Here is a 17,334-nt window from a genome sequence, read left to right on the forward strand (position 1 = left end):
AAGCTGTCCCGCTTGTCAAACTTGTTACATGCTCAACCTTGCTATCAGCTCTGAACATTGCATGCCTTTGTAGTTTGCTGAAACACGTATATTTACCCACTTACTAGACATATAAAAATGACTGCCAGTGACCCCACCTTTAGATTTTATTGATAGCGGCATGGATATTTCATTGCTTCCATCACTAGCCGACAATATCAGAAACTCAATTGGAGCCCCCTTGTACTCTCCTGGCACTCGTACGTGATGCATACCTGAACTTACATCTTCATCAGGAACGATACTAACACTACCATCTTCGATGATTTTTGGTACGGCACAGCTATACGCTAAACCGGGAAGAAAGGTAGCCAATATAAGAGCGATAACTTTCAATTTCATAGGTATGTAACGCCGTGATATGCGGCGGACTGCGCGAAGCGTAGGCCGTCCGGTGGAGCCCCATAGGGGCGGAACGAACATCATCACCTTGGTACGCCCAGCATGGGCGTGAACTAATGGGGTGAAAGTCCCCTGTAGGAAGATCACCATTTAATGGGTTCCATTAAATGCTAACTACTAGTGAATGGCAACTGCAACACCGCGAGGTCTTGAGGGGAGGAAGCCGCTAGCAAAACTACGAGCTGGCGAACAGAAACATCCTATTAGGCTTAAGCTGGAGGCGAGGTGGCCAAGGGCACCAAAGCCATGTGATCTAACGGGTAGGGTAAATGATGCAGTTGTGTAGTGAAAGTTCACGTTCTTATCTGGGGAGATCTGTTTGGCTCGCTGCTGTGAAGCTGTCAGCGTGGCCGCTGACTCATAAGTAGGCCCAACCCACTAGCCACCATCGTGGGGTAAACAAAAATGGTGGGACACAGCAGCGCCTCGGTCAGTAATGATCAAGGTGATTAAACAGAAGTAAGCCGATAGCATAGTAGCCTAATGCCAAGATTAATACCTTGGATAAGGTGAAGGCCTGAACCTAAAATCCATGGGTTAAAAGACAGGGTTAGCCTACCGATATGTTTCCAGTAGGATAAGTTGAGGTAGCGCACTGCCATGACGCTCAACTCAAATGAAGATTTGCTCGACACTATCGTTGGGCAGAGATTCATTACGGATAGGGAACCGCCCATTGCGGACCCGCACGATGGGTGGTGTGGGGGCCGGTAGCTAAAAACTACCGGCTACCCGATTTATGCATTTTCAAGTGTTGACTCTCGCCATTCTGCATTTGTGAAATGGACATTCACCCCTTCAAGGTTATTACACACTTTGGTGAAATTATGCAGCGAACAGTTGAATTCACAATGTATGGAAATAGATGAACGGTTATCTTTGTAGTGGCGAGCCATTTGAATTGCCTTAGGTGTCTCTATTTCTCCTTTTACATAGATGCCACCTACTTCACCAGCTTTAAAAATTGACTTCTTAATATATTGCTTAGATACAGAAGTTCCTGCACACAAAAAATCTATCTCAGCTCGATCAAGTTCGATATCAAATGGCGACATGTTGATTATTTGAAAATGTAATGAATATGAGGCGATATCACCAAGATTTGCCCGAACAGCCTCATGCCTAGCTTGAACATCAATCAGAACTAGGTCAGCCAATCGGTCTTTGCTGAATAGCTTGCGCAATATAAATTTTGGTAGCCATTTTAGATACTTCCAAATTTCAATTATGGATAATACTTCCACTTATACTCCTGATGCATAACGCCTGGCGCAACGGCGAAGCACATAGTGCTGAGTCCGGTAGCCTATGACTGCGTATTGCCGCCATTTGGTACGCCCAGCATGGGCGTGAACTAATGGGGTGAAAGTCCCTTGTAGGAGGATCACCATTTAATGGTTTCCATTAAATGCTAACTACTAGCGAATGGCAACTGCAACACTGTGAGGTCTTGTGGGGAGGAAGCCGCTAGCAAAGCTACGAGCTGACGAACAGAAACATCCTATAAGGCTTAGCCTGGAGGCGAGGTGGCCAAGTACACCGAAGCCATGTGATCTAAAGGGTAGGGTAAATGATACAGTTGTGTAGTGAAAGTTCAGGCCCTTATCTGGGGAGGTATGTTTAACTTGCTGCTATGAAGCTTTCAGCGTGGCCGCAGACTCATAAGTAGGCCCAACCCGCTAGCCACTATCGTGGGTTAAAAAATGTGGTTGAACACAGTAGTGATGTTGAGTAGAAATTCATTACAGATAGGGAGCTGACCATTGTGGACCTGCACGATGGGTGCTGTGGGGGCCGGTAGCTAGATACTACAGGCTACCCGATTCAGAGGCTTACTCTTGATCCCACTCTTCTTCATAGCCATTACTCACCAAGTAGCCATTCAGAGAGTGAAAAATATACTCCATCCACTGCTCGATTCCTTCTTTCTCCAGCAACGGGAATCCAGAACCTTGATCATCAGCAGCAACGTCTATCATTCCCCAATAGAGTTGAGAAAGAGCTAATGCCTGCTCTCGATTAGAAACTACACCTTTCTGAAGAATATCTAGTGCAGCTTCATTCTCCATCTTTTCAGCGTAGTGAATAAGAATCTCGCGTTCTTTTGGGTATTTATATTCAATCATAGTGCGTCTTGAGCCTCTTTAATTACTGGCATTCGATCAGCAGCCCAAGTTAACTTACTTACCAAGTCTTCAACCCTCATTCTTTTGGTTGCACAATCAGATAGTGCTTCTTATCTGGAGAGGCCTGTTTAACTCGCTGCTATGAAACTGTGTGTGGCCGCTGACTTTTAAGTAGGCCCAACCCGCGCGGGGATAGAAAAAAGTGGTGGAACATAGCAGCGCTTTTGCCAGTAATGACCAAGGTGACTAAGCGGAAGTCAGCCGATGGTATAGTAACCTAACGCTAGGAGTATTACCTTGGACATGGAGAAGGCCTGGAGCCAAACTCCATGAGTTAAAAGACAGGGCTAGCCTACCAATATGTTTCCAGTCGGGTAAAGTTTCGGTAGCGTACTGCCATAACACTCAGTTCAACTGAAGATCTGCTCAAGACTATCATTGAATAGAAAATCAGTACGGATAGGGAGCTGTCCATTACGGGCCTACACGATGGGTGGTGTAGGGGCCGGTAGCTAGAAATTACCGGCTACCCGATTTAGAGTTCAATTCTCCAGTTGGACTGAAGAAACTAAATCTTCATAACTAGGATAATTACAGTTATCGCTCCACTTATGTTTATACAACTCCGCAAGTGCTGTCGAAAGAGATAATAGTTGCATGGAATGCTCTCCACTGGCATCCACTTCCTCTTCTGTTGAAGAGGGATTATCTATTATCAACTTCATTCGATATATTTCTGACTCAGTTAGCTCGATCATGAGTGACAAGTGTGAAAGACTTAGTTCCATAATTAATTCTCGAATATTATTTCTTTGGTAAGTTCATCTAAGAGTATACAAAACTTAGCGACTGGCATATCCCAATGAGGACGGATTGAGTAATGTGTAGCCTCATAACTTCGATTATATGAATCCTTCGTTATAACTAGGCCATGAGGGATTACAATGTTTGGTGATAGCCTATAATAATCCCAACGAGAAACCGGTACCCCCAGCACATCAAATAATGAAACACCCCCTGAAGTACAGTCTACCCACCACTCACCATTGCTCCAGTATGTGTCTATATCAGGATTTCTAATTTTTCCGTTAGAAAGCCTAAAAGACTTTAGTATAGGATACAAAACGGGCGATCCTCGATCAGCTTTACGCTGCCCTCTCCACAAATTTACGTCTAAATTAAATTCGGAGTCAAAAAGTTCACCAAGTTCCCTCTTTTTAATAAAGAACTCTTCTTCCTTCTTGCTTTTTTTCATAAATTCACTCCATTGAATATTTGAAATTGGTTTATTCTAACGCGGTAAGTATGGGCACGCAGCGTGGGCACAAAGTGCTGAGACGGAGAACCAGCCGAAGCTGAACATGCCTTAACTTGGTACGCCCAGCATGAGTGTGAACTCATGAGGTGAAAGTCTCCTGCAGGAAGATCACCATTTAATGGACCCTATTAAATGCTAACTATTAGCGAATGGCAACTAAGACACCATGAGGTTTTGTGGAGGGCGGTAGCTAGGAGCTACTTGCTATCTGATTTAGCTATACTTCTTCAAACTCGGACTCCCCGCCAGGTGTCGGTTTAAAGTCTATATTCACATTGTCAGCAAAAGGCCATTTAATTAAAATTTGTTGTATAAAGCTGCCGGTGTCACAAAAAGCGATTACATTTCCCTTAATACTCTTTTCCCAAAACACGCCGTTCCAGTTTGCGAAATCATAACATCCCGCTGCCGGTCCCATTTTAACCGCTACAAAATATAAACCTTCTAGTGAAGGGTTTCCGTCCTTCCATTCGATTTCTTGCATGAAACCCTCCTAAAATCTTGATCTAAACCTTTCTGCTAAAAATGTAGCTCGGCGCTTCATTCAGGCCTAACTGGATCGCTGTGAATAGAATAATCTTAAAGAGCTGATCGAGCTATGGCGGGAGCGATTAATGGATATCAGTTGGTTTGTGCGCTGCCTAAATGAATCTATTACTCGCCAAGCGAACGAAGAAAACCGCTGTACTGGCTGCTTCTGGGACGGCTGTTTCAAGTCTCAGGCGCTATTGGATGAAAGAGCCTTGGCTGCCTGCACGGCCTATGTCGATCTCAATCCTATCAGTGCCGATATTGCAAAAACTTCGGAGGGCTCCGATCACACATCCATCCAGCAGCGTCTTCGCGCTACGATCTCAGGTGAGCAGCCTAAAGAGCTACTACCGTTTGTGGGCGGCGAGCGCCTTAATATGCCGAAAGGGTTGCCCTTTCAATTGGATCACTATTTGGCGTTAGTAGACTGGAGTGGCCGGCATTTAGACCCCAAAAAGCGCGGTGCCATTTCTCAAAACGCGCCCCCTATCCTTGAGCGGCTGGGTATCTAAGCAAAACACTGGCTCTATCTCAATCGGAACTTTGAAAGCCGCTTTAAAGGCCTGGTGGGATCAGCAGAGGCTGTACGGCAAGCCTGTATTCAGCTCAATAAACGCTGGGTACATGGGATAGGCGACTGCCAACGTTTCCTATCTGCAATGCCCCACTAACTCCCTCCCAACCTTTCGATACTATTCCTTCCGGTTTGGCCAAAATCACGCAATCTTCAAACCTTAAGCATAATTTTTCAGTATTTCACCTTGCCCTATACCTGATCAGGAGAAATGGCCGTCAAGGTGGAAGGCCTGCACTATTTCCGATGTCATCTTTCAATTTGTGGGTGTCCTAGTATTTGATTGCGGACCCGCACGATGGGTGGTGTGGGGGCCGGTAGCTAAAAACTACCGGCTACCCGATTTATGAGCGCTCTTCGCATTCAGCCTCCCAAAATAGTGTACCGACATCTTGAGATAATTTTCTAATAACATGCTGCATGACTAATGAATCAATGTTGGGGTATATTTCAAGCAAACCTACTGAAATCTGGGTTAGAGATAAAGCTGTTAGGTCAGCAGGATCGGTCATACCAGAATTGCTTGGCCCTGCTAATAACATTTCTTCCTTTGCCTCAACCAAGCCAAGCTTATTTTTAATACCATGTACATTTGCATGTATATTTTGGCTCGCCCACTTATAGTATGGGCGAAGGTGATCAAGCTTGACAGCTTCTTCAAGATTAGAAAAATTAGGCTTTTTATTGTTCAATGCTTCCGCTGCCCACCCATAACTCTCTTTAAATTCATTCCCGTACTTATTGATTGCTTCGTCACGAGCTATTTTACACTCGCTTAACTCTCCTTCAGAAAACCTTTCTACATTTAGTCTTGGCTCATATTTATTGTACTGAACCATGGCTTTATAAGATTCGACTACTTCATGTTCATAGTAGCGAATAGAAAGTTCGTTCCCATGGTCAAGTAAAAACAGAGCCGTAACCACCACTTCATGCAATGCACGCCATCTTGCCTGAGCGGCATCAGCAAAACCTCCTTTTAGGAGCCATAGTATTTCAGATGAAATATGACAAGCCCTGGCATGCAAGCGAACCACTAGATCGAACTGTACATTCTGTTCTTGCACTGCAAGTTCTCTGTTGGTGCTATTGAATTCACTACCGGCTTCAAGACATACAGAAATCAATACTTCAATAGCATCAAAACCGTTTTTCCACCTTTCAATATTTCTATCTACGAAACCATCTGCATCTTCACGGTTTAACTTTAGCGTCTCTTGAGCATTTTCTTTTAATGAAGCAACAATATCGTCAGCAATTTTTGGAATAGTTTCGCAAATCACATTTGAAACGGAAGACTCCAATTCCTCTTCTGACAAATCTTTTTTTGCATCTTTAAGTGCCTCATCCAATATTTTTTCAAAGATACTTTGGAGGCTATCCATACGTCATCCTTCCTCATAACGCCTTTAGCAACGGCAAATTGCGGAGCCGAAGGCGTAGTAATTTGTCCGCTTGCCTAAATTTGGTACGCCCAGCATGGGCGTGAACTAATGGGTTGAAAGTCCCCTGTAGGAGGATCACCATTTAATGGGTTCCATTAAATGCTAACTACTAGCGAATGGCAACTGCAATACCGTGAGGTCTTGTGGGGAGGAAGCCGCTAGCAAAACTACGAACTGACGGACAGAAATATCCTATAAGGCTTAGCCTGGAGGCGAGGTGGCCAAGGACACCGAAGTTATGTGATCTAACGGGTAGAGTAAATGATGCAGTTGCGTAGTGAAAGTTCACGTTCTTATCTGGGGAGATCTGTTTAGCTTGCTGCTGTGAGGCTGTCAGCATGTCGCTGACTCATAAGTAGGCCCAACCCACTAGCCTCCATCGTGGGGTAAACAAAAATGGTGGGGCACAGCGGCGCCTCGGTCAGCAATGGTCAAGGTGATTAAACAGAAGTCAGCCGACGGCATAGTAGCCAAATGCCAAGATTAATACCTTGGACAGGGTGAAGGCCTGAACCTGAAATCCACGAGTTAAAAGACAGGGCTAGCCTACCGATATGTTTCCAGTCGGATAAGTTGAGGTAGCGCACTGCCATGACACTCAACTCAAATGAAGAGCTGCTCGACGCTATCGTTGGGTAGAGATTCATTACGGATAGGGAACCGCCCATTGCGGATCCGCACGATGGGTGGTATGGGGGCCGGTAGCTAAAAACTACCGGCTACCCGATTTAGCCTAAGTTTCATATTTAAGAACAACCTCTTTTAACTACTTTTAAACTCTTTAAACCCACCATCACAGAACCAATCATTATTCATCATTGCCTGGTAAGCAGCTGTGTTCCATGAATTAACATGATTATTTCGCCGCGATTCTTCCTCTTCTTCGAGGTAGGCCTTCACAGAATTTTTTCCACCTTTTTCATGGAGTCTGTTTAATCGGAACTGAATTTCCGTCACGGTTGAATTTGCATTCGACATATACAAACTTCCAAGATCTAGCTCTCTAAAGTGAAATTTTATTCTTTCGTTGAGTGCTTCATCATAAACATCAACATCTGATGAATAGAATCGAATAGATCCAGGGCTTTCTTCTTTCACTTCGGCAAAGAGCCACTGTTCACATGTAACATCATCGTAATAAGGATGGAGTGTTTGTTCGCTTTCGCTGCCAGGAACTTTATCTAATTTTGCTTTGTTACAATCTGAGCAGGCTGGTATCAAATTCAGTGGGACAACGACCAATGAGGGAAAATCAGCTTTTGGTAGAAAATGGTCTAAGGTTGAGACTGCTCGCTGGCCACATAACGGGCAGATTCCATTTGGCGCAGCGTTTTTAAGTTGATCATATAAAGCTCTTCCTGGAGCTTTTTTCCCAACCATTCTTTGCGTATAAATTTTCTCCATCTCGGCCTTACTTACTACGCCGTCAACACCATCACTACTCTCAATCAAGAACCATTGTTGCTCCTCAGACTTTTCTTGATATTCCTTGTCAGCTACCTCTATAGAGCCTGAGATTTGATGAAATCTTTCTTTTAGAACTCTATTTTTAACCTTACTTATGCAAGTTTCATATACGTCTTTTGCAACCAGATCGGGCTTAGCAATTACCTTCATGCTTCACCTCTATCTGCTTCCTTGTCGAGAAATAGCCCCCGCAATACACCTCTAGCCTCTGCGCCAAGCTGGCCATTGAACTTTTTCAGTGCCTGCTTATAGGTGTCTGCAGACTCAGCTTCTTTTTTTAGCATCTGATGGAAACCTGAATCGGTTACTTCCAGCCCAAACACCTCTCGTGTTAATACGCCCACATTTTCACCAAATGTTTCATTTTCAGGCCTTTCAGCAACGGCATCAAATCCACTTCGTCTTAACTTCCATACACAACTTTTAGGTACTTCTTGGAGTATTACAGGGGAATGTGTTGCAATAATCGCCACCGCATTTCTATGAGAGAGCAATTCAGATAAAGTACGTATAAACGCCGAAAGTAGCGGAGGGTGTAGGTGGGATTCAGGCTCATCCAAAAGAACTAGGGTTTTCTCCTCAATTTTTTCAACTAGCTTAGCAGTAGTCAGTAACACAATTGCATGGCCTGAACTTAGCTTGGCAAAAATGTTTTTCGTATTTTTTTCCAAATCATCATTTGAAGACAGTACTACATCGGCAAGTGCAATATCTTTAAAAAGACTATCTGTTTCTAGATCTCGAATTGCCTCAACCAATCGATCTTGGTATCCAAATCGGCGAATATTGTTTAAACAATAGGAAAATTCTCTATTAAGCATTGGGCGGCTCATAGGAGTGTGTTCGCCATCCTTGGTTGTTGATACCTGTTTTAAACCGATATAAGCGTAATTAAGTCCCTCTGTTTTATCTTTCCGCTCAGGTATCGGCTCAAAAGGATCAAATGCGCTAAATGCTACAGACACGACACCAGCAAACATTTCTTGGAGATCTTCTCTTTTAGTTGACTCCTTGCGACCAGTTACAACAGAAAAACACCCATCACTCTCTTGAGTTGTGTCACTATCCACAAGAGCCTTAACCATTTTATGAAGAAGGTGGGTTTTACCAACACCATTTCGACCAATTAAGACATGAATGTTCGAAGGAGGGTTAGATTCTGGATCGACATAAAAATCCAAATCTAATCCAGCAGAATGTTTTCCTTGCGGAAGCGAATAAGAGAAATCAAACTCGGTACGCAGCTTTCCGCCATCAAGTAATCGCTTAAATTGCCCTTTTATTGAAGCAATACTAACTTCTCGCAGTAAAGATTCCTTCATTACCTGTTCATTGAAAGCAAGATCATAAACACTATGATCATGTACTACATCATTTAAGCTTTTTAAAATGCAGCCCCTTAGCTCTTGATCTAAAGCATATAGGTTCTGATAGTATTCATCGCTTTGCCCAAGCGCAAAGAAAGCTTTATCTAGTGCTAAGAATTCTTTGGGGAGTTTTTCTTGAGTCCATCCACTCTCTTGACCGACATAGCCAATTTTTACCCCCCCGATATCATGCTCCTCTCCATTTGCGTCATAGACAACCAGATGAAATGTAGATTTAAAACCAAAATCATCCCAGTTGTTCGCCTCCAGATAGGCAACACTTACAGTACGCTTTCGTTTAGAGTAGTAGCGCGAATAAGGGGGAACGTTGAATATCAACTCAACCATATCATCTGCCCATTATTTATAATTTTAGAAAATTAAGCCAGATTTAAACAGGCTAACGCCGCCAGCAGGGGCCGAAAAACCAGAGCGAAGCGGCGGTTTTTTGGTCCCTCTGGCTGGCTTTGTTAGAAGTTGCTGGTATCAACGTCGAATTTCCGGTTCAGGGCAGAGATAACTATTATGGTGAAATAGCCAATAAAGATCACGGCGACGATGGTGGCAACTACTTTAAAGAATGTTACAAACCCTGAGTCACCAGATTCAGCCTTTGGCTTAAATTGCTCAAATTCAAACAGGGTATTTGAGAACAGGTTTGGGCCACTTAATAAAATAGAATCAAATACAGGGTGGGAAGTTAAGCAGTATATATACAAGCTATCTTTTCGCTGAATATCACCAGCAGAAAAACTAATGATGCTACTAGTAAATGATTCTTGCTCGTTTATTTTGTTTTCTGGCAGGGTTTCGCATTTTGCAACGGAAGACTCCCCAAAGTTGAGCCTAACAACTACGTCTTTAGCGACATTCAAGGAGTTGTTCTGAATTTGAGCGAAAAATGCTGACTCTATAGACGTATTAATCGGAGGAACGTAAACATTTGATATCGTTAGGCTAGCAGTATCTTTAGATTGCTCCGCTGCTTTTTTCGCTTCGGCGATTTTCTTATCTTCAGCCTTTCCGTCGAGATGAATATAAAGTCCTATCACACCAGTAATTGCGGCTGCAATTACTGCTCCCCAGAAACCATATTTAGCAGATTTTGACTCCACTTTGTTTATTTCCCCTTTGACTTCTAACAGCTATATAGTAATTATTCTGACCACTATTATCCTGATTGTTATCTCAGAATCAATTTCTACGCCAAAGCCTATTTTTTTTAAAACCATAGGCTTAAAGCATCCTGATACGTCCGTGCAAACTGGAAAAACGATCACTTTGACTACTATCCCAATTTTAACGCTAGTCCGTAACCCATTGATTTCATGATTGTTTTTGGGTTTGTCTTCTTGTTCTCCAATATCACGGTCAATATGATCGTAAACCCCTAAGCTAGCACTCACCAACTTTTACAGGCTGGTATTGGTTGGGGAGTGGTTAAGGTATCCAGGGTGCCTCTGAATCACTCTGTAATATCTCTGTGGATCTTGAGGGCTAAAGATGTTAGGCGCAGTTCGCCGCGAATGGACGTAGCCCTTTGCAAGCGTTACAACGCAGCAGAGGTGGTCTTCAAGGATCGACCTGAGGGGCTTCCATAACGATTCATTTCTTCTTTGGTCTAGTCATTCCTGTGAAGCTACGCTCTTATTGAAACCACTCTGTAAGTTGAGGCATCACTGGGTTGTTCAGAGGCTCCTAAATCTCGCAGTAATATTCTTCAAGTGACTTTGGTCTATGGAGAGATCTTTTCTGTAGATATGTGGAGTACGTATTAAGTCGAAGCATTGATGAGCTATTGTTGTCTGAACTCCAGCGTGGGAGCGGTGGGTATATTAATCTAAACGGCCATTTTTATATGCAGCTGAAATTTTCAATGCGTGAGCAACAAAAAATATAGGCACAAAAATAATCTTATTAGATTTTATTAGGTTTGTTTTAGTGTCAAAGCCACGTAAGATCGATAGATATTTATTGGTATTTTGTCCGCGATTAAGACGCCATCTAAAGGCAACAATCAAAGCAGCTCGGTTCAAGAGTACCGAGAGAATCAAGAACCCAAGAATTCTCTAAAAACCACCCCTCAAAGGAGAACGGTAGCGTGAAGTAAGAATAAGTAAAAGGCGCTGACCCAAGGTGCTGGAACACCTGGGGCCAGCTAACCAAGTTGATAATCACAGTATCAAAGTGGCTATATGCATAGTACGCTAGAAACCCGCTCGTCTTCAATAAAGTGGAGCACAATCAGCGGCTTGGAGAGATTCCCCAAGCCCTGGGGGCGTTGCGTCTGCCTTTTTTTATTCTATGCCTACCGTTCTCGCGCACCTCCTCGTAGTTACTCAAAACATTTCTATTCAAGCTTTCCCATTGTGGAAGGTCTATCCATGGTTTGAGTATCAGTAGGAAACAAATATGTTGATCTTAAAGCGCCGGACAGGCGAGAACTTACGGATTGGAGCGAATGTCTCAATCACCGTATTGGAAGTTAAGGGCAATCAGGTAAAGGTGGGAATACTTGCTCCCAAATCCCTGCCTGTACACCGCGAGGAGATTTATAGGCGGATCAAAAGGGAAGGAAACATGGGCAGTGGAAATCGTTGAGAATCTGATTGGGATTGTGGCGTGTCGCCATGAACGGGTGGTGTTGCTATGAAAGCGCTAACTGCTGATAGTTAGCGCTTTCAGTCGAGCCTTTCGCTGCAAATACAGCTACAGGTTAAGCTCGGAAGTGATCTGTATTAGTGATGTTTATGCTTAAATCCAGCAGCAAATTTGTCTGCTAATTTAAAGTAGTGATTCAGATCCTTGCGGGTTTTTTCTGGGCGGTTGTTTTCGGAGTTAATGTGGATGTTTTCCACAACAACGGCGATGTCTTTTGCCAGCTTCTGTCTTTCACCCTTCAGGTTCTCAGCGAAATACTCAACACTTTTTTCGAGTCTGTAGGTGATGACATGAATCTCGTGAAGTTCAGCAGGGTTAAGCTTTTTCTTGCCCTTAATTTCTTCTGTTGTTTCAACAAAAATCTTTCTCGCATCCTTCAAAGAAGTAACTTTCGCTACTTTAAAGTGCTGGATGGGCTTTTCGCCTGATGCAGGGCTAGCTTGAGCAGTGGTGGCAAAAGTAACAGCAAAAAGTAATGCAATTAAAGTTCTCATCTTTCCTCTCTAACGCCCAAACTTTAAGGGTTGGTAAGGCATTGATCGGGCGAGGTGAATGCCTAACATTTATCAGTGATCATTTTGACCACTTTGATCGCTATCGTAAATGAGGATAACTATCATTAACATTCATGATACAGGAATTTTTAGGTGCTCAAAACATTTGTCGTAAAAATTGCGATCAAGCTGATCGAAATTTGTAAGGAATAAGAAAATTGAATCTGGAAAGGATGCGCAGGGGAGGGGGCAACAGAGGTTTTTAGCCAGGAAGAGGCGCCCCCGTGTTATGGAATTTGATCTGTTAACCCTCTCTTCGCGGTAACAAAGAGAGAGTTATTTACAGAAAGAGCCGGTTAGTTCGGGATTATTGAGACTGGCTTCACAAATTAATTGGTACGGAGGCTAGGAAATCTCTCCCAGTACATCAACCATCGCCGAAGTTAATTGGCTGAGGTCTTCTTTCGAAATCACATAGGGCGGCATGGCGTAGACCAGCTTGCCGAAGGGGCGCAGCCAAACTCCGCGTTCGATTAGAGCTTCCTGCACTTTGGCCGTATTTACCGGCTCGCGCATTTCCACCACGCCAATCGCTCCAAGGGCTCGAACATCGGCGACACCCGGTGCGGATTTTAATGGGGCTAGCTGTTCGCTCAGCTGTTGCTCGATTGCGGTTACTCGTTCCTGCCAGGGTCCGCTGAGTAGCAGTTGAATACTGGCATCGGCCACGGCACAAGCCAGGGGGTTACCCATAAATGTGGGGCCGTGCATAAAGACACCGGCTTCCCCTTGGCAAATACCTTCGGCCACTTTATCGGTACAAAGGGTGGCGGCCAGGGTCATGGTGCCGCCGGTGAGGGCTTTGCCCAGTGTGAGGATATCCGGGGTGATATCGGCGTGTTCACAGGCAAATAACTTGCCGCTGCGGCCAAAGCCGGTGGCGATTTCATCGGCGATTAATAGCAGGTCGTGCTCGTCACAGAGCTCGCGTACACGGCGCAAATAATCGGCAGAATAAAAACGCATGCCGCCAGCGCCCTGGACGATCGGCTCTAAAATAATCGCGGCCAGTTGATCGCGGTTTGCTTCCACTTGCTGGCGCAGTTCGGCGATATCACTGTCACTACAGGTGTTGCCAAAGGGAACCTGCGGAGCGGGGGCGAACAGATGCTGGCTCAGTTGCCCGGCAAACAGGTGATGCATTCCCGTGACCGGGTCACAGGTGGCCATGGCTCCGAATGTATCGCCGTGGTAACCATTGCGCAGGGCGAGCAGTTTGCTCTTCTGCGGTTTTCCCTGGGAGTGCCAGTATTGAATGGCCATTTTAATGGCCACTTCCACAGACACTGAACCGGAATCAGCGAGAAATACCCGGTGGAGGCCAGGTGGAGTGATTTCCACTAATTTCTTGCACAGCTCGATTGCGGGCTCGTGCGTTAAACCCCCGAACATCACATGGGACATTTTGTCCATCTGATCGCGCATGGCCTGGTTTAGCTCGGGCACATTGTAGCCGTGCAGGGCACTCCACCAGGAGGACATACCGTCGATCAGGCCGCGCCCGTCTTCCAGGTAAAGTCTTACCCCTTCGGCCCGCGCTACCGGATATACCGGGGGCGGGTCGATCAGGGAGGAGTAGGGATGCCAAATATGTTTGCGATCGAAATCCAGGTCCATAAAAACTACATCGTTATTCTCAAGAGCCGACATTCATCCGTTAGGCCAGTTCGCGCAGTACCCTGAGCGGGGGCTGGCTGATAGAGCTGTAACAGGCCAGGGTACCGGCGGTGCCAACCAGTACTGCACCGGTGAGTGGTCCGGTTAGCCAAAGGACTGGGTGCAATATCACCGGCAGTTCAAAGACCCAATAAGACAGCACAGCTAAAGTGGCTTCAGCACCGATAGCCGCGAGCAAACCGGCGGCAAAACCCAGTAGGCCAAATTCCAGTATCAGGCTTCTCAGTAACAAGCGCCTGCGGCCTCCCAGTGTGCGGATAATTGCCGCTTCCTGCAATCGCTCGGCGATACTGGCGCGGACCCCGGCAATTAATACCAGGACCCCGGCAACCAGCATCAGGGCCATAACCGATTCGATGGCAAAGGACACCTGGTTAATGGTGTCGCGGATACGCTGGATGATCTTATCCAGCTCTATCACACTGACGCTGGGGAAGGCGCGAACCAGATCGTTGACCAGTAGCTTGTCCTCCGGTGGGAGGTAAAAACTGGTGATATAGGTAGCCGGGAAATCATCGATAGTGCCCGGTGCAAATATCATATAGAAGTTGGGGCGCATGCTGTTCCAGTCCAGCGAGCGGAAGCTGGCTACCGGGGCTTCTACTTCGAGGCCACCGATGGAAAAGCGCAATTGATCTCCCAGTGACAGTTCCAGCTGGGCTGCCAGCTCCACTTCTACGGAAACACCTTCGCTGGCCTTGTCCCACCACTCGCCTTCCAAGATACGGTTATCCGGTGCCAGGGTATCGGTGTAGCTCAGGTTCAATTCCCGGCGAACGCCACCGGGACGATCTTTTTTCTCTTTAATCGAAACGCCGTTAATCGCTACCAAACGGCCGCGCACCATGGGGTAAAACTCGGTGCTGCTTACCTCGCCCTGCGCCAGCATGTTTTCCATGGTTGGCACATCGTGAGGGGCGATATTCAGGAGGAAGTGATTGGGGGCTTTTTCCGGCAATTGCATCCGCCATTCATCCACCAGGGCGGTGCGGGCAAAGACCATGGCCAGCATGGCCAATAATCCGGTGCCAAAAGCGGCAATCAATAAAGTGTTGAACGCGGCGCGGCGTTGCAGGCTGCCCAGGGCAATACGCCAGGCGCCGCCCAAGGATGCCAGTTTGCCGCGCACCAGGAGCCGGTTAACCAGGGCGCTTCCAGCTACCAGCAGGAGCATGCCGACAAACAAGGCGAGCGTCATGAGCAGACTGCCGGACAGCCACCAGATTAGGAGCAGCATAGCGCTGGGGCCGAGAATCAGCCCAAGCCATTCGCGTCTGTCCGGGTTACTCCAGTCGTGCCGCAGGGTTTGCATCGGGTCTGTACGCGCCAAACGGAAAAGTGGTGGCAGGGCGAAGCCCAGGGCGCAGGCGATGCCGGTGGCGAGTCCAATCAGCAGTGGGCTCCAGCTGGTGGCCGGGGGTTGTACCGGGAAGAACCCTTCCATCAGGTTGACCGCCTGGCTTTGGATAAAGGTGCCCAGTGCCAGTCCGATAGCAGTGGCAATCAGGGTGAGGGCGGCCAGCTGCCCCAGGTAGATACCGAGGATTTTGTTGCGCCCAGCGCCGAGGCTTTTCATTACGGCTACGTAGGCGCCGTGGCGCAATCCGTAGCGTCTGGCTGCCAGGCCAACGGCGACGCTGGCGAGCAGTACAGCCAGGCTGGCGGCGAGAAACAGGAAGGACTCGGCTCTATCCAAGGCTGAGGCAACGCGGGGCTGGCCTTCGCGCAGGTCCAGTATCCGCTGGTGTTCAGTCAATTGAGGTTTGAGCCAGTCAAAGTAATCCTTCAGGGCTTGGTCATCACCGGCAAACAGGTAGCGGTAGCGCACGCGGCTGCCGGGCTGGATCACACCTGCGGCGGGCAGGTCGGCGGTATTGGCTAGCAGGCGCGCGCCCATATCAAACAGGCTGGTGCCCCGGTCGGGCTCCCGCTCCAGTATGGCGGTCACTTTTAATTGGGTGTCGCCGAGGGCGATAGGATCGCCGAGCTGGAGTCCCATCAACGGCAGAAGGCGGGACTCCACCCAGGCTTCTCCCGGGGGAGGTCCCTGCGGTGCCACTTCTCCCGGGCCTCCTTGGGACTTGCTGATTTCCAGTTGCCCCACCAGCGGATAGCCTTTGTCGACGGCTTTGACCGAGACAAACTGGAACTGGTCGTTGGCGGAGATCATGGATGAAAACTGGACTATCTGGCCCTGTTCCAATCCCTTTTTGTCGGCTTCTTCCAGCCATGCACTATCCACAGGCTTACTGCTGCGCAGCACTCGCTCTGCGGCCAGGAAGGTGAGGGATTGCTGCTCCATGGCACGGGTAAGGCGGTCGGTGAAATGGGCGATCGCAGTGACACAGGTAACAGCCAAAACCAGGGCCGAGGCAATTAGCGCCAACTCGCCACCGCGCCAATCCCTCAACAGCAGTCTGAGTGGCAGCATCAGGCGGACACCTCCGACAGGTTGTCCCCGTCGATAAGCGGGGCGTAGGAATCTACGGCACCAGCCGACATATGCAGGTGGGAGGCACAGCGCTCTGCCAGTCGCTGTTCGTGAGTCACCAGCACCAGGGTGGTGTCAGACTCTTCGTTGAGTTTAAACAGCAGGTCGATAATTTTGGCGCCGTTACCGGCGTCGAGGCTGCCGGTAGGTTCGTCGGCAAAGAGGATGGCATCTTTGCTGCTAAAGCTGGCAAAAGCCCGGGCAATGGCCACCCGCTGTTGCTCACCGCCGGATAGCTGGCGGGGGTAGTGGCGCAGTCGCTGTTCCAGGCCCACCCGGGCGAGGAACTCTTCCGCTCGCTTGGCGGCGCCCCGTTCGCCGCGCAATTCGCTCGGTAGCATCACATTTTCCAGGGCGGTAAGGCCGGGCAGTAGTTGGAATGTCTGGAATACAAAGCCCACGCAGCGGGCTCTTACGGCTGCGCGCTGCTCTTCGTCCATGGCGGTGATCTCGTCTCCCGCCAGCCAGATCCGGCCTTCGCTGGGCCTGTCCAGCCCTGCCAGAAGGCCGAGTAGTGTGGTCTTACCGGAACCTGAGGCCCCTGTCACAGCGAGACTCTCGCCACGGGCGACTTGCAGGGAGATATTGTTTAATAGGATCAGTGGCCCTTCGCTGGTGGAGACCCTGTGATAGAGGTTTTCTGCCGTGAGAATGGCGGACATACTGTATTCCCTTTGCGGAT

At 47.4% G+C, this 17,334-nt stretch carries 16 protein-coding genes; 2 read left to right on the forward strand and 14 right to left on the reverse strand.

Annotated elements, in window-relative coordinates:
- Positions 1-24: 24 nt before the first annotated feature.
- The 6 genes from ACCI51_RS04080 to ACCI51_RS04105 form a co-directional block, all read right to left on the reverse strand.
- Positions 25-381, reverse strand: coding sequence for a hypothetical protein (locus ACCI51_RS04080; protein ID WP_371842693.1), 357 nt, complete (start codon positions 379-381; stop codon positions 25-27).
- Between the two features lie 797 nt (positions 382-1,178).
- Entirely contained in the window at positions 1,179-1,685 is a 507-nt protein-coding gene (locus ACCI51_RS04085) for a hypothetical protein (RefSeq protein WP_371842694.1), read from the reverse strand.
- A 588-nt stretch (positions 1,686-2,273) separates the two neighbouring features.
- Entirely contained in the window at positions 2,274-2,567 is a 294-nt protein-coding gene (locus ACCI51_RS04090; protein WP_371842695.1) for a hypothetical protein, read from the reverse strand.
- 542 nt (positions 2,568-3,109) lie between these two features.
- The gene (locus ACCI51_RS04095) at positions 3,110-3,292 is read right to left on the reverse strand and encodes a hypothetical protein (RefSeq protein ID WP_371842696.1); all 183 of its coding nucleotides are present in this window, start codon (positions 3,290-3,292) and stop codon (positions 3,110-3,112) included.
- Between the two features lie 65 nt (positions 3,293-3,357).
- Complete coding sequence (locus ACCI51_RS04100) at positions 3,358-3,822, reverse strand: Tse2 family ADP-ribosyltransferase toxin (RefSeq protein WP_371842697.1); 465 nt, start codon at positions 3,820-3,822, stop codon at positions 3,358-3,360.
- 280 nt (positions 3,823-4,102) lie between these two features.
- On the reverse strand, positions 4,103-4,369 hold the full coding sequence (locus ACCI51_RS04105; protein ID WP_371842698.1) for a hypothetical protein: 267 nt from the start codon (positions 4,367-4,369) through the stop codon (positions 4,103-4,105).
- A gap of 130 nt (positions 4,370-4,499) precedes the next feature.
- On the opposite strand from ACCI51_RS04105, the gene ACCI51_RS04110 reads away from it, so the two are divergent.
- The gene (locus tag ACCI51_RS04110) at positions 4,500-4,928 is read left to right on the forward strand and encodes a hypothetical protein (protein WP_371842699.1); all 429 of its coding nucleotides are present in this window, start codon (positions 4,500-4,502) and stop codon (positions 4,926-4,928) included.
- 406 nt (positions 4,929-5,334) lie between these two features.
- Here the strand turns inward: ACCI51_RS04110 and ACCI51_RS04115 are convergent, their stop codons facing one another.
- The 4 genes from ACCI51_RS04115 to ACCI51_RS04130 form a co-directional block, all read right to left on the reverse strand.
- The gene (locus ACCI51_RS04115) at positions 5,335-6,375 is read right to left on the reverse strand and encodes a DUF5677 domain-containing protein (RefSeq protein WP_371842700.1); all 1,041 of its coding nucleotides are present in this window, start codon (positions 6,373-6,375) and stop codon (positions 5,335-5,337) included.
- An 822-nt stretch (positions 6,376-7,197) separates the two neighbouring features.
- A complete protein-coding gene (locus tag ACCI51_RS04120; protein WP_371842701.1) occupies positions 7,198-8,052 on the reverse strand; it encodes an HNH endonuclease in 855 nt (284 codons plus the stop codon).
- Positions 8,049-9,617, reverse strand: a complete 1,569-nt coding sequence (locus tag ACCI51_RS04125; RefSeq protein WP_371842702.1) for an AAA family ATPase — start codon at positions 9,615-9,617, stop codon at positions 8,049-8,051. Before ACCI51_RS04125 ends, ACCI51_RS04120 begins: the two co-directional genes overlap by 4 nt.
- A 122-nt stretch (positions 9,618-9,739) precedes the next feature.
- Positions 9,740-10,384 carry a hypothetical protein gene (locus tag ACCI51_RS04130; protein WP_371842703.1) on the reverse strand — a complete coding sequence of 215 codons (645 nt, stop codon included), beginning with the start codon at positions 10,382-10,384 and terminating at the stop codon, positions 9,740-9,742.
- A gap of 1,297 nt (positions 10,385-11,681) precedes the next feature.
- On the opposite strand from ACCI51_RS04130, the gene csrA reads away from it, so the two are divergent.
- Positions 11,682-11,870 (forward strand): carbon storage regulator CsrA, encoded by a 189-nt coding sequence (csrA, locus tag ACCI51_RS04135; protein ID WP_299583554.1) that lies wholly within the window; start codon positions 11,682-11,684, stop codon positions 11,868-11,870.
- Between the two features lie 137 nt (positions 11,871-12,007).
- Here csrA and ACCI51_RS04140 read toward each other — a convergent pair whose 3' ends face one another.
- The 4 genes from ACCI51_RS04140 to ACCI51_RS04155 all read right to left on the reverse strand — a co-directional run bounded on the left by ACCI51_RS04140 (position 12,008) and on the right by ACCI51_RS04155 (position 17,314).
- Entirely contained in the window at positions 12,008-12,424 is a 417-nt protein-coding gene (locus ACCI51_RS04140) for a DUF6746 family protein (protein WP_108732203.1), read from the reverse strand.
- Between the two features lie 405 nt (positions 12,425-12,829).
- On the reverse strand, positions 12,830-14,134 hold the full coding sequence (gene bioA / locus ACCI51_RS04145; protein ID WP_371842704.1) for an adenosylmethionine--8-amino-7-oxononanoate transaminase: 1,305 nt from the start codon (positions 14,132-14,134) through the stop codon (positions 12,830-12,832).
- A 7-nt stretch (positions 14,135-14,141) separates the two neighbouring features.
- A complete protein-coding gene (locus tag ACCI51_RS04150) occupies positions 14,142-16,592 on the reverse strand; it encodes an ABC transporter permease (RefSeq protein ID WP_371842705.1) in 2,451 nt (816 codons plus the stop codon).
- Entirely contained in the window at positions 16,592-17,314 is a 723-nt protein-coding gene (locus ACCI51_RS04155) for an ABC transporter ATP-binding protein (protein WP_371842707.1), read from the reverse strand. The genes ACCI51_RS04150 and ACCI51_RS04155 overlap by 1 nt, the downstream gene beginning before the upstream one ends.
- Positions 17,315-17,334 lie beyond the last annotated feature (20 nt).

This window comes from Microbulbifer echini (genome assembly GCF_041447225.1).
Classification (GTDB): Bacteria; Pseudomonadota; Gammaproteobacteria; order Pseudomonadales; family Cellvibrionaceae; genus Microbulbifer; species Microbulbifer echini.

What these genes read in the sequence shown, in the direction of transcription:
- ACCI51_RS04120 (WP_371842701.1), bottom strand. Translation starts at nt 8,052, where the DNA reads ATGAAGGTAATTGCTAAGCCCGATCTGGTTGCAAAAGACGTATATGAA.
- ACCI51_RS04125 (WP_371842702.1), bottom strand. Translation starts at nt 9,617, where the DNA reads ATGGTTGAGTTGATATTCAACGTTCCCCCTTATTCGCGCTACTACTCT.
- ACCI51_RS04105 (WP_371842698.1), bottom strand. Translation starts at nt 4,369, where the DNA reads ATGCAAGAAATCGAATGGAAGGACGGAAACCCTTCACTAGAAGGTTTA.
- ACCI51_RS04115 (WP_371842700.1), bottom strand. Translation starts at nt 6,375, where the DNA reads ATGGATAGCCTCCAAAGTATCTTTGAAAAAATATTGGATGAGGCACTT.
- csrA (WP_299583554.1), top strand. Translation starts at nt 11,682, where the DNA reads ATGTTGATCTTAAAGCGCCGGACAGGCGAGAACTTACGGATTGGAGCG.
- ACCI51_RS04150 (WP_371842705.1), bottom strand. Translation starts at nt 16,592, where the DNA reads ATGCTGCCACTCAGACTGCTGTTGAGGGATTGGCGCGGTGGCGAGTTG.
- ACCI51_RS04140 (WP_108732203.1), bottom strand. Translation starts at nt 12,424, where the DNA reads ATGAGAACTTTAATTGCATTACTTTTTGCTGTTACTTTTGCCACCACT.
- bioA (WP_371842704.1), bottom strand. Translation starts at nt 14,134, where the DNA reads ATGTCGGCTCTTGAGAATAACGATGTAGTTTTTATGGACCTGGATTTC.
- ACCI51_RS04080 (WP_371842693.1), bottom strand. Translation starts at nt 381, where the DNA reads ATGAAATTGAAAGTTATCGCTCTTATATTGGCTACCTTTCTTCCCGGT.
- ACCI51_RS04155 (WP_371842707.1), bottom strand. Translation starts at nt 17,314, where the DNA reads ATGTCCGCCATTCTCACGGCAGAAAACCTCTATCACAGGGTCTCCACC.
- ACCI51_RS04090 (WP_371842695.1), bottom strand. Translation starts at nt 2,567, where the DNA reads ATGATTGAATATAAATACCCAAAAGAACGCGAGATTCTTATTCACTAC.
- ACCI51_RS04095 (WP_371842696.1), bottom strand. Translation starts at nt 3,292, where the DNA reads ATGAAGTTGATAATAGATAATCCCTCTTCAACAGAAGAGGAAGTGGAT.
- ACCI51_RS04100 (WP_371842697.1), bottom strand. Translation starts at nt 3,822, where the DNA reads ATGAAAAAAAGCAAGAAGGAAGAAGAGTTCTTTATTAAAAAGAGGGAA.
- ACCI51_RS04110 (WP_371842699.1), top strand. Translation starts at nt 4,500, where the DNA reads ATGGATATCAGTTGGTTTGTGCGCTGCCTAAATGAATCTATTACTCGC.